This window comes from Halopseudomonas salegens (assembly GCF_900105655.1).
Classification (GTDB): domain Bacteria; phylum Pseudomonadota; class Gammaproteobacteria; order Pseudomonadales; family Pseudomonadaceae; genus Halopseudomonas; species Halopseudomonas salegens.
This window is the reverse complement of sequence record NZ_LT629787.1, coordinates 2,864,013-2,875,801: the sequence shown is the minus strand read 5'-3', so window position 1 is coordinate 2,875,801 and position 11,789 is coordinate 2,864,013. Positions and strand designations below refer to the sequence as shown.

9 protein-coding genes are annotated in these 11,789 nt (G+C 58.3%); 6 read left to right on the top strand and 3 right to left on the bottom strand.

What is annotated here, in order from left to right:
- Positions 1-118: 118 nt before the first annotated feature.
- Positions 119-1,438: a DUF4397 domain-containing protein gene (locus BLU07_RS13270; RefSeq protein ID WP_157719202.1), complete on the bottom strand. Its 1,320-nt coding sequence runs from the start codon at positions 1,436-1,438 to the stop codon at positions 119-121.
- A gap of 240 nt (positions 1,439-1,678) precedes the next feature.
- Between BLU07_RS13270 and BLU07_RS13265 the strand changes: the two genes are divergently transcribed.
- The 4 genes from BLU07_RS13265 to BLU07_RS13250 are packed head-to-tail and all read left to right on the top strand — an operon-like array spanning position 1,679 to position 4,574.
- A complete protein-coding gene (locus tag BLU07_RS13265; RefSeq protein ID WP_092387693.1) occupies positions 1,679-2,464 on the top strand; it encodes a sulfite exporter TauE/SafE family protein in 786 nt (261 codons plus the stop codon).
- A gap of 9 nt (positions 2,465-2,473) precedes the next feature.
- A complete protein-coding gene (gene lgt, locus BLU07_RS13260; protein ID WP_092387691.1) occupies positions 2,474-3,265 on the top strand; it encodes a prolipoprotein diacylglyceryl transferase in 792 nt (263 codons plus the stop codon).
- Positions 3,262-4,056 carry a thymidylate synthase gene (locus tag BLU07_RS13255; protein ID WP_092387689.1) on the top strand — a complete coding sequence of 265 codons (795 nt, stop codon included), beginning with the start codon at positions 3,262-3,264 and terminating at the stop codon, positions 4,054-4,056. Before lgt ends, BLU07_RS13255 begins: the two co-directional genes overlap by 4 nt.
- Positions 4,053-4,574 (top strand): dihydrofolate reductase, encoded by a 522-nt coding sequence (locus BLU07_RS13250; RefSeq protein WP_092387687.1) that lies wholly within the window; start codon positions 4,053-4,055, stop codon positions 4,572-4,574. The genes BLU07_RS13255 and BLU07_RS13250 overlap by 4 nt, the downstream gene beginning before the upstream one ends.
- On the opposite strand, the gene BLU07_RS13245 is transcribed toward BLU07_RS13250, so the two are convergent.
- Together BLU07_RS13245 and ilvD are read right to left on the bottom strand one after the other, a co-directional pair.
- Positions 4,544-6,220 carry an EAL domain-containing response regulator gene (locus BLU07_RS13245; RefSeq protein WP_092387685.1) on the bottom strand — a complete coding sequence of 559 codons (1,677 nt, stop codon included), beginning with the start codon at positions 6,218-6,220 and terminating at the stop codon, positions 4,544-4,546. The genes BLU07_RS13250 and BLU07_RS13245 overlap by 31 nt on opposite strands.
- Before the next feature lie 220 nt (positions 6,221-6,440).
- Positions 6,441-8,279: a dihydroxy-acid dehydratase gene (ilvD, locus tag BLU07_RS13240; protein WP_092389861.1), complete on the bottom strand. Its 1,839-nt coding sequence runs from the start codon at positions 8,277-8,279 to the stop codon at positions 6,441-6,443.
- Positions 8,280-8,537: 258 nt separating this feature from the next.
- Here ilvD and chrA point away from each other — a divergent pair, with 258 nt between their 5' ends.
- Both chrA and BLU07_RS13230 read left to right on the top strand, forming a co-directional pair.
- Complete coding sequence (gene chrA / locus BLU07_RS13235) at positions 8,538-9,890, top strand: chromate efflux transporter (RefSeq protein ID WP_092387683.1); 1,353 nt, start codon at positions 8,538-8,540, stop codon at positions 9,888-9,890.
- Between the two features lie 224 nt (positions 9,891-10,114).
- On the top strand, positions 10,115-11,713 hold the full coding sequence (locus BLU07_RS13230; protein WP_092387681.1) for a carboxylesterase/lipase family protein: 1,599 nt from the start codon (positions 10,115-10,117) through the stop codon (positions 11,711-11,713).
- The last annotated feature ends 76 nt before the right edge of the window (positions 11,714-11,789 follow it).

Below are 11,789 nucleotides of genomic sequence, written 5' to 3'. Positions count from 1 at the left end.
GGGTGCTGACCAGTAGATCAGTTGCTGGTCAAGCTGCTGCATCGTGTCTTTCGTGCAAATCAAGCTGTGTTAAACAAAAAGGGCCAGCCATGACTGGCCCTTTTCCGCCACGTGTCTATCAGGGATCGACCACCAACAGTGGTTCGATATTGGCCACATCGTTGATGGCAATGACCGTGTAGTTCGAACCGGCGTTCAAACCGGTGCCGGGCAGGTCAATCACCGTGGTCAGGGTATCCGCCACGTTGACGGCGATGTCGTAGGTGTCGGCGGGTGCTTCAACGTAGTCGGACGCGGTGAAGTAGGGCACACCCGCGAGTCCGGCAAACATGGCACCGTTGACCAGTACATCGACATTCGGTGCATCCGGTGAAGCATGGATTACCCGAACCTTGGCACCTTCGCCGGGGGTCAGGTCATCCACCAGGGGGCGCAGGGCAAAGCCTTGTTCGCCAGTGACGGACACAAAGCCGGTTGCCAGAATGCTGTAGGCAACCCCGGCTTCAGCGTTGACGGTCAGGGAGGCTACTTCGTTACCTCCCGCAGCAACCGCAATATCATACTCACCGGCAAGCACCGTCAGGTAATCACTGACATCCCTGAAAGCAACATCAGGCACGGCCGCAGCACCATCGACCAGAACGTCTACGTTGGGCGCATCCGGAGACAGGTGCATGGCGCGAACCCGCGTACGCTGGTCTTCCAGCTGGACAAAAGACGGATTGTCCAGCAGAGCGATCACCGAGGCCGGGGCAAATCCCGACGCACGATCCAGGGCTGCGAGGAAATACGATGGACCGCTCTCCAGGGACACGAAGCCGGAGTCGTAGGCTATGGTGTCGCGGTCGCCGGCCGGAGTGATGCGGATACGGTAGTCCCCGGCCGGGACTTCGACGTAGTCGGCACTGTCAGCAGCGGGAGCAAAATCAGCCAGCAGCGGCTCTGCTCCCAGTTCGTCCGTGGCATCGACATACACATCCACATTGCCTGTTGCCGGGGCGGCATGCAGCACAAAGGCACGGGCGGTATCCGTCGGCGGCGTCTGGATGTCATCGGCAATCACCAGCAGGTCAAAGCTGTCGTCGTCGAGCAGACCATAAGCAACCAGGGTAAAGAAGCCATCTGCAGTCGGGGTGACCTCAGAACTGAATACCGGTGCCGAGTCCGCCGGGCTACCTGAGGCGCGGACATCGATAGTCAGGAGTTCTGCCGGCACACTGGTGAAGCTGGTGGCCTCGAAGCGAGCAAGATCGGGAATGGCAAGTTCATCATTGATGTAAATATCCACTGACGGTGCATCAGCTGCTGCGTGCAGAACGCGTACATCGGCACTGGCACCGGCCGGTGGGACCGGAGTTGAACTGCTGCCACCACTACCACCAAGGCAGCCGCTCAGTATGATGGCCGTGGCCACCAGAAACAGGGTAAGGGCTCTCACTGTCAATTCCTCTTGATCAGGGTTGCAAGATTGGAAAGTTTCAATACAGCCTTAGCGAAAATAGTCTTCTTTCTTGTGCAGATCACGAAAAAAGCTATACAAAAGTTGTATATAATGTTTCCAGATGCGCCACGGGCTCTGCTTTGGTTGCCTCAGGGGTACAGGCAAAAGCCGTCAGAACAGGTAAACTAACCGGCTGTTCTCTAGCGGGCTGCTGCCTGCGCGTTTACCGAGGTGAGTGTGGAATTCCTGCTGTATCTGATTCTGGGCGGTTTCGCGGGTACCCTGGCCGGGCTGTTTGGCGTGGGTGGCGGCATGATCATCGTGCCGGTGCTGGTCTACAGTTTTGCCCTGCAAGGCTTCGATGTCGGCGTGTTGACGCATATGGCCGTAGGCACCTCGTTGGCAACCATTGCCTTTACCTCGATCAATGCGATTCGCGCGCACCACCTCAAGGGTGCGGTGCGTTGGCCGCTGTTTGTCTGGATGACGCTGGGGATCGTCTTTGGTACTGTGCTTGGGGCGTTGACAGCAGCCTGGCTGAGCGGTCCTCTGCTGCAAAAAATCATTGGCGTGTTTGCCATTTGCGTAGCGATCCAGATGGGTTTCAGGCTGCAGCCCAAAGCCGCGCTGGATGTGCCCGGCAAGCCGGGTCTGACCGCCGCAGGCGGTGTGATTGGCTGGGCTTCGGCCATCTTTGGCATTGGGGGTGGGTCCTTGACCGTGCCTTTTCTGGTCTGGCGCAGTGTGCCCATGCAACAGGCGGTCGCTACCTCATCAGCCTGCGGTTTGCCGATTGCGGTGGCTGGAGCAATCAGTTTTATCTGGACCGGATGGTCAGCGTCACCGCTGCCTGAATGGAGTCTGGGCTATGTATACTTGCCCGCCATGGTGGGTATTGCTGCAACCAGTATGCTGTTCGCCGGTTTTGGTGCGCGTCTGGCCCACCGCCTGTCGCAACAGTTGCTCAAGCGACTGTTTGCTGTACTGCTGTTGTGCGTAGGTATCAACTTTCTACTCTTTTAGGGATAGCCGATGAATTACCCTGCGATTGATCCAGTAGCGCTCAGTCTCGGCCCCATCCAGATATATTGGTATGGCCTGATGTATCTGGTGGGTATTGGTGGGGCCTGGTGGTTGGCCAGCTTGCGGCTGCATCGGCTGGATCCGCAGTGGAACCAGGACAAGCTGTCTGACCTGGTATTCTGGGTCGCGTTGGGGGTGATTGCCGGTGGCCGCCTCGGCTATGTGTTGTTCTACGATCTGGCGTCCTACTTCAACGACCCAGGTCTGATATTGCAAATCTGGCGTGGCGGTATGTCTTTCCATGGCGGCCTGATTGGTGTGTTGCTGGCGGTCTGGTGGTTTGCCCGTCGCAATGGCAAGCCGTTTTTCCAGTTGATGGATTTTGTCGCACCGCTGGTGCCTATTGGCCTGGGGGCCGGCCGAATCGGCAATTTCATCAATGCCGAGCTGTGGGGGCGTGCCAGTGACGTGCCCTGGGCCATGGTGTTTCCCACCGATCCGCTGCAACTTGCCCGCCACCCTTCGCAGCTGTATCAATTTGCCCTGGAAGGGGTAGCCCTGTTTGTCATTCTCTGGCTGTATTCCAGCAAACCACGGCCGATGATGGCCGTCAGTGGTTTGTTTGCCGTGTTTTATGGCATTTTTCGTTTTCTCGTCGAGTTTGTTCGCGAGCCCGACGCGCATATTGGTTATCTGGCTTTTGGCTGGCTTACCATGGGGCAGGTGCTCAGCCTGCCGATGATTCTGCTCGGGGCCATCATGATGCTGGTGGCCTACCAGCGTGAAGGACACAAGCAATGAAAGAGTACCTGGATCTGATGCGCCACGTGCGCGAAAACGGCGCCGTCAAGTCTGACCGGACGGGTACCGGCACCCGGAGTGTTTTCGGTTATCAGATGCGTTTTGATCTGGCGGCGGGCTTCCCCCTGGTCACCACCAAGAAATGTCACCTGAAATCCATCATTCATGAATTGCTCTGGTTTCTGCAGGGCGATACCAATATCCGTTATCTGAAGGAAAACGGTGTCTCGATCTGGGATGACTGGGCCGACGAGAACGGTGATCTGGGGCCGGTATACGGTTACCAGTGGCGCAGTTGGCCGGCACCCAATGGCGAGTCGATCGACCAGATCAGCAAGTTGCTCGAGATGATCCGCACCCATCCGGATTCGCGCCGGCTGATGGTGTCGGCCTGGAATCCGGCACTGGTTGATCAGATGGCGTTGCCGCCCTGTCATGCGCTGTTTCAGTTCTATGTGGCTGACGGCAAGCTGAGCTGTCAGTTGTATCAGCGCTCTGCGGATATTTTTCTCGGCGTGCCTTTCAATATTGCCAGCTATGCATTATTGACCCTGATGGTCGCGCAGGTATGTGATCTGCAGCCCGGTGAGTTCATCTGGACCGGCGGCGATTGCCATCTGTACAGCAATCACCTGGAACAGGCCGACCTGCAGCTGAGCCGTGAGCCTCTGCCATTGCCTACGATGCGCCTGAATCCAGAGATCAAGGATCTGTTTGCCTTTTCCTTTGCTGACTTCACGCTGGAAAACTATCAGGCCCACCCTCATATCAAAGCTCCGGTGGCGGTATGAGTGAGGCCCAACCCCGTCTGGCGATGATTGCCGCGCTGGGGCGCAACCGGGTGATCGGTCGGGATAACCAGTTGCCCTGGCATCTGCCGGAAGATCTCAAATATTTTCGTGCGCGTACCTGGGGCAAGCCGATTGTGATGGGGCGCAAGACCTTTGAGTCCCTGGGGCGCCCGCTGCCGGGTCGAACCAATATCGTGCTGAGTCATCAGGCAGGCCTGTCATTGCCGGGCGCCGTCGTGGTTGCCTCGATCGAAGATGCTCTGGACAGGGCACGCGCCCAGGCCGCTCTGGATGATGTTGATGAAGTGATGATCATTGGCGGGGAGAACCTGTATACCCAGTTACTGGCGCAGGCTGATCGGTTGTATCTGACCCAGGTTGAGCTGGAACCGCAGGGGGATGCCTGGTTTCCCGAGTGGGATTCACGCCAATGGCAGTTGCAGGAAGCCGAGAATAAACCTGCCGGCGACGATTATCCCGCGCACAGCTACCAGATCTGGGACCGCCGAGGCGACTGATTCAGCACCTGGTCAATCGGTCGTGGTTGTCCGATCCAGAAACCTTGCAGGAAATCGCCCCCGTAGTGTGATACCTGGCGCGCGCTGTCGGCCGTTTCGATGTAAGACGCGGTGATGCGCTTGTCCATGCTGCGTGACAGGCTGATCAGGTTGCGCACGTAATCGCCGCTTGCGCTGTCTTCCTCGATAAAGCGCCCGTCCAGTTTGATGCCCTGAATCGGCAAGCGTGAGAGGTAGCCGAAGGCACCGTATTCCTCACCAAAGCGATCCAGCCAGATGGATACGCCCAGTGCGCTCAATGCATGACAGAGTTTGCTGGCCTGCTGGCTGTGCCGCAGCAGCGTTGATTCGCGCAACTCCAGTTGCAGCATATGCGCCGGGACCTTGCTCTTGACCAGTAATTGCTGCAACTGATCGGCAAACCGCGGTTGCTTGAGCTCACGGTCACTGATATTGATTGCCAGCCGGCAGTCAATGCCGGCCGCCTGCCATTGCCGCAGCGCCTGTAGGGCCTGGCCGATAACCCAGTGACCCATGGGCAGAATCAACCCACTGTGTTCTGCCAACTGAAGAAAGTCATCCGGCGTCAGCAGGCCCAGTCGTGGATGCTGCCAGCGCAGCAAAGCTTCCCAGGCCACGGTATCACCATGCCGGGTATCCACGATGGGTTGGTAATGCAGACGGAACTCGCCTTCCAGCAGGCCAGTGCGCAAGCCTTGCTCGATATCCAGATTCTGCCGCGTGTACGTATCATCTTGTGGCGAGTAAAAGCTGTAGCCATTGCGCCCGGCGGCTTTGGCGCGATAGAGCGCCTGATCGGCATGTTGCAACAGCTCGGTAGCGGTTTGCCCGTGGGACGGGTGGGTGGCTATGCCAACGCTGGCGGAAATCAGCAGGTGATGGCTGTTCAGGGTAATGGGTTCGCTCAGCGTGTGAATGATCTTGCTGGCTATCAGTGCCGCATCATTGGGGTCATGCAAGTCACTCAGCAAGGCGACAAACTCGTCACCACCGACGCGAGCAATCAGGTCATTCTGGCGCATGGTGCGGCGCAGGCGGTTGGCAATGACCGCCAGCAACAAATCGCCCAGGCCGTGACCGAAGCTGTCATTGATCTGCTTGAAATAGTCGAGGTCGATATACAGCAGGGCAAAACCGGTGTGGCTACGTGCACTGTGCAGCAGCATGCGGTCGAGCTCTTCTTCCAGACGCGCCCGATTGGCCAGACCAGTCAGCGGATCCTGACGGGCCTCAAGAGCCAGCTGATCGCCTCGCAGGCGTCGGCAACGGCCGTGAACCAATGCCCGGGTGAGGCTGCTGGGGCAGATATCGTTGCGCGGCAGTACATCGTCCGCGCCAGCCTCAATGGCCTCGGCATCTGCGTGATGGCCGGTTTTGTCACTGATGACCAGACACAAGGTGTCATTCACGCCTCGGCGAATGCCGCGCAACAGGTCCAGGTCAGCAGGGATCAGGCAGGCATCGAAGTTTTCCGTACTCAATCGCTTGAGTGCTTCGCTGCGGCGGGTACAGAGGTCGATGACAAAATCGGCTGGCGCACCGGCAGGCTGGCAAGTTGCCAGTAACTGTTGCCGCTTGACCGGGTCGGGTTCGACCAACAAAAGTTTGGGGCAGCCACTATCCATATGAAGCACCGCTGCGCGCAAGAAATTTAACTTCAACTTGCTCGCATCTTAACGCGCTTGTACAGGGGGTAGGAGTCGGGTGATGGCCAAGTGCTGGTTATTTCCGACGAATGGCCAAAGTCGACTTGAAACTGACATAAAAAGGTTATAAGGGTGGCGGGATTGCTGTTCTGGCGAGAAATTGACGGGGCCAGGCCCCGTCAACGTGCTTTCCCGGATGTCAGTCGTCCAGCATCGCCAGGTTGCGGACGGCACCCTTGTCCGCGCTGGTTGCCAGCAGGGCGTAGGCCTTGAGTGCACCGGATACCTTGCGCGGGCGCACTTCAACCGGTTTCCAGCCTTTCTGGTCCTGCTCGGCGCGACGCGCAGCCAGCTCCTCGTCGCTGACCAGCAGATTGATGCTGCGCTGAGGAATGTCGATAAGGATCTTGTCGCCATCACGTACCAGACCAATGGCGCCGCCAGCGGCTGCCTCGGGCGAGGCATGACCAATCGACAGGCCCGAGGTGCCGCCGGAGAAGCGGCCATCGGTCAGCAACGCACAATCCTTGCCCAGGCCTTTGGATTTCAGGTAGCTGGTCGGGTACAGCATTTCCTGCATGCCGGGGCCGCCTTTCGGGCCTTCGTAACGAATAATCACCACGTCGCCGGGTTTGACTTCATCAGCCAGAATGCCTTTGACCGCGCTGTCCTGACTCTCGAAAATCTTCGCTCGGCCCTCAAAGACGTGAATGGACTCATCAACCCCTGCGGTCTTCACCACGCAGCCATCTTCGGCAATATTGCCGTAGAGCACGGCCAGGCCACCCTCTTGTGAATAGGCATGCTCGACACTGCGGATACAGCCGTTTTCGCGGTCATCATCCAGGGTGTCCCAGCGCGTGCTCTGGCTGAAGGCAACCTGGCTGGGGATGCCGGCCGGACCCGCCTTGAAGAAGGTGTGCACGGCTTCGTCCTGGGTCTGGGTAATATCCCACTGGGCAATCGCCTCGGCCATGCTCGCACTGTGCACCGTAGGCACTTCGGTGTGCAGCAAGCCGCCCCGGGCCAGTGATCCAAGGATGGAAAAAATACCGCCAGCGCGGTGCACGTCTTCCATATGGTATTTCTGGATATTCGGCGCCACTTTGCACAGTTGCGGCACCTTGCGTGAGAGGCGGTCGATATCGCGCAGATCAAAGGCCAGCTCGGCTTCCTGGGCGGCGGCCAGCAGGTGCAGGATGGTATTGGTCGAGCCACCCATGGCGATATCCAGGGTCATGGCATTTTCGAACGCCTTGAAGTTGGCGATATTACGCGGCAGTACATTCTCGTTGCCTTCACCGTAATACTGCTTGCACAGGTCGACAATGGTACGACCGGCGCGCAGGAACAGTTGTTCACGGTCGCTGTGGGTCGCCAGGGTGGAGCCGTTGCCGGGTAATGACAGCCCCAGTGCTTCAGTCAGGCAGTTCATCGAGTTGGCGGTAAACATACCCGAGCAGCTGCCACAGGTCGGGCAGGCGCTGCGCTCGTATTCAGCCACTGTTTCATCCGAAACGGATTCGTCAGCAGCAACCACCATGGCATCGACCAGATCCAGCCCGTGGCTGGCCAGCTTGGTCTTGCCCGCTTCCATCGGCCCGCCGGAAACAAAGACCACGGGTACATTCAACCGCAACGCAGCCATCAGCATACCAGGGGTGATCTTGTCGCAATTGGAGATACACACAATGGCATCGGCGCAGTGGGCGTTGACCATGTACTCGACCGAGTCGGCAATGATCTCGCGGCTGGGCAGGGAATAGAGCATGCCGTCATGCCCCATGGCAATGCCGTCATCCACGGCGATGGTATTGAATTCCTTGGCCACGCCGCCCGCTCTTTCGATCTCGCGCGCCACCAGTTGCCCCAGGTCTTTCAGGTGTACATGACCGGGTACGAACTGGGTAAAGGAGTTGGCAATGGCGATGATCGGCTTCTGGAAATCCTCATCTTTCATGCCGGTGGCACGCCAGAGTGCGCGGGCACCCGCCATATTGCGGCCAAAGGTGGAGGTTTTCGAGCGGTAATCAGGCATGGCGATGATCTCGTGTGCGTTGCAGTAGCCGACCATCATACCAATTTGGCGGCGCTGTCGCAGCCAGATGACATGCGTAAAACCAGGGATCGAGCAGAAGCCCGATCCGTTCAGAGCGAAGTCTGACAACCGGGGAATGGCTGCCCCAAGGCCTGAGATCGGCAGCTGCCTTAATCGTGTCATGCATTTGGGCTATGCTGTGCCCCGCTGGTGAACTGCAGCCAGCCTGATTCAATCAGTGACAAGGAGCTCAAACGCATGAATGAAGCCGGGACACCAACCGACAGGCCCGAGCACCCAGGCTTCCGCGAAGCCTTCTGGTACTGGCTCAAACTGGGCTTTATCAGTTTCGGCGGACCGGCGGGGCAGATTTCCATCATGCATCAGGAGCTGGTTGAGAAACGGCGCTGGATTTCCGAACGGCGTTTTTTGCATGCGCTGAACTTTTGCATGCTGTTGCCCGGCCCGGAAGCTCAGCAGCTGGCAATCTATCTCGGCTGGTTGTTACACCGAACCTGGGGAGGCATTGTGGCCGGGGTGCTCTTCGTTTTGCCTTCCCTGTTCATTCTGGCCGGGTTGACCTGGATCTATCTGGACTTTGGTGACCTGACTCTGGTGCAAGGTGTGTTTGCCGGCATCAAGCCAGCGGTCGTCGCCATCGTGCTCTTTGCTGCCTGGCGCATAGGCAATCGGGCACTGAAAAACAACGTTATGTGGCTCCTGGCAGCAGCAGCCTTTGTTGCCATCTTCGTGTTCGATGTGCCCTTTCCCTTTATCGTTATCGGCGCCGCGCTCCTGGGTATGCTGGGTGGGCGATGGCTGCCGGGTAAATTCCAGCTCGGCGGAGGCCATGGCGCGGCGGACCAGCATTTCGGTGCCGCGGTGATCGATGACGATACGCCACCGTTGGCACATACCCGGCACAGCCATCTTCATCTGTTCAAGCTGGTGGCGATTGCAGTGGCGCTCTGGAGTCTGGTCATCCTGCTGCTGCCGGCTGGCACCCTGACCGACATGGCGATTTTCTTTTCCAAGGCGGCGCTGGTGACTTTCGGTGGGGCTTACGCTGTGCTGCCTTATGTCTACCAGGGCGGTGTGGAAACCTATGGCTGGTTGAGTGGGGCTCAAATGGTGGATGGTCTGGCGCTGGGTGAAAGTACCCCCGGTCCGCTGATCATGGTGGTGGCTTTTGTCGGTTATGTGGGGGGCTGGACCCATGCCATCTTCGGCTCCGATCACCTGTTTCTCGCCGGCTTTGTCGCCGCCTGCGTGGCCACTTTCTTCACCTTTCTGCCATCGTTCGTATTTATTCTGGCCGGTGGGCCGCTGGTGGAATCGACCCATGGCGATCTCAAGTTCACTGCCCCATTGTCGGCAATTACTGCCGCGGTGGTCGGGGTAATCCTCAACCTGGCGTTGTTTTTCGGTTGGCATGTGCTGTGGCCGGAAGCCAACGCGGCACAACCCTTTGCCGGCGGTTTCGAGTGGTTTGCTGCCCTGGTTGCGCTGGCTGCATTCATTGCCCTGTGGCACTTCAATGCCAGCATTCTGCATGTGTTGGGCGTCTGCGCGGTGCTCGGTTTGCTGCACAGTTACCTGTTGCCTCTATAGCCGCTCGGGCTTTCATTCAGCCGACCAAGGCTGTGAACGGCGGGGTGAAAACAACGCTCACCCGAACGGGTGATGACTTTGATTCGGGTTCTGCCAGACAGCCGGCTAAATGGTGTCTCAGGTCATATCCAACGCTGCGCCAAGGTTCTAGCATGGTTCTGTGCGAGCTCTGGCCATGTGCCAGTGTTTGGCCCAACACAAGCATAAAAATATGAGGATGTAACATGCCGACCATGGATCACCTGCTGCCCAACGCCGTACGCGTAGCAGCGATTGCCGTTATGGCCACTGGTTTGACTGCCTGTCTGTCAGGTGGCGGTGGCGGCTCCAGCGAAACCGCTTATGAGCCACCTCTGGTGCGCACCACCTTGCAGGGTGACGTAAAGGGCGTTAAGGAAAGTGACTTCGTTTCTTTCAAGGGTATCCCCTATGCTCAGCCACCTTTGGGTGATCTGCGCTTTGCTGCTCCTCAGCCAGCGGCCGCCTGGACTGATGTGCTGGAGGCTGACAGCTATGCCAGTGACTGTCCGCAAACCGGGGTCACCAACGAAGATTGTCTTTACCTGAATGTCTACTCGCCGCTGAACGAAGGCCCACATCCGGTGATGGTCTGGATTCACGGTGGTGCCTTCGTTTTCGGTACCGGGGGTGAGACCTATGTGCCCAATCGTCTGGTCAGTGAAGATGTGGTCGTGGTCTCGATCAATTACCGCCTCGGCCGTTTCGGCTTCCTCGCCCATCCAGGCCTGAGCGCCGAAACGGCGAATGCAACAGGTGCTCAGCCAGCCTCCGGCAGTCAGGGCATCATGGACCAGCAGCTGGCGCTGAAATGGGTACAAGACAACATTGAGGCTTTTGGCGGCGATCCTGACAACGTGACCATCTTCGGCGAATCTGCCGGCGGTTTGAGTGTGCTGTCGCATCTGGTCTCACCGGCCTCCAATGGCTTGTTTGACAAGGCTATCGTGCAAAGCGGTTCCTACAGCGCGGCGCAGACACCGCTGGCAGCCGCTGAAGCAACGGGCACTGATTTTGCCGAAACTGCTGGCTGTGGCGCTGGCACGGCGGCCGAGCAGGTAGCATGTTTGCGCAGTAAATCAGTGTCTGACCTTCAGGCCGCGGGTTTGCCGACGACCCTGACGCCCAATCTGCGTCCGGATATCCTGCCACTACCGGTCAACGCCGCGCTGCAATCGGGCAACTTTGCCAAGGTGCCGATGATCATGGGTACCAATACCGAGGAGTGGAGCTACTTCTTTGCCAGTCGTGGTGAGGAAAATCCGATTACCGCTGCAAACCAGCTTGCTGCCGCTCCGGTGTTGGCAGCACTCGGCGCCAATGCCGATGTGCTGTATCCACTGGCAGCCTTCGACAATGACTATGCCAAGCGTGCCGTAGCGGTGATGACTGACTACGTCTTCTCTTGCCCGGCCAGTGTGCAGGCGGATCTGGTTGCGGCCAATTCGAACGCACCGGTTTATGTGTATGAGTTCGCCGACCGCAATGCGCCGCCGATCATTGATGCACCGAGCTGGCTGACGCTGGGTGCGACCCATGCTTCCGAGATTCAGTATATCTTCGGCTCGGATGCAGGCTTCGGGGCTCGGGCCAGCGATGAACAGGTAGAGTTGGCGCAGACCATGACCCGTGCCTGGGCGGATTTCGCTCACGGCGATGATCCGCGCTCAAGCACCTTGAACTGGGTGCCTTACGTCTCGGGCACCGGGGAGATCACCTCCTTTGAAACCCCTGATGTACAACCACTGAACCGTGCCGGATTCCGTGCTGCACATCGTTGCGCAGTTTGGGCACCGGAAAGCTGATTCCGGATTGTCTGACTGAATGAACAACGCCGGCTCCCCAGCCGGCGTTGTCTTTTGTAGACTGCACACAACCATG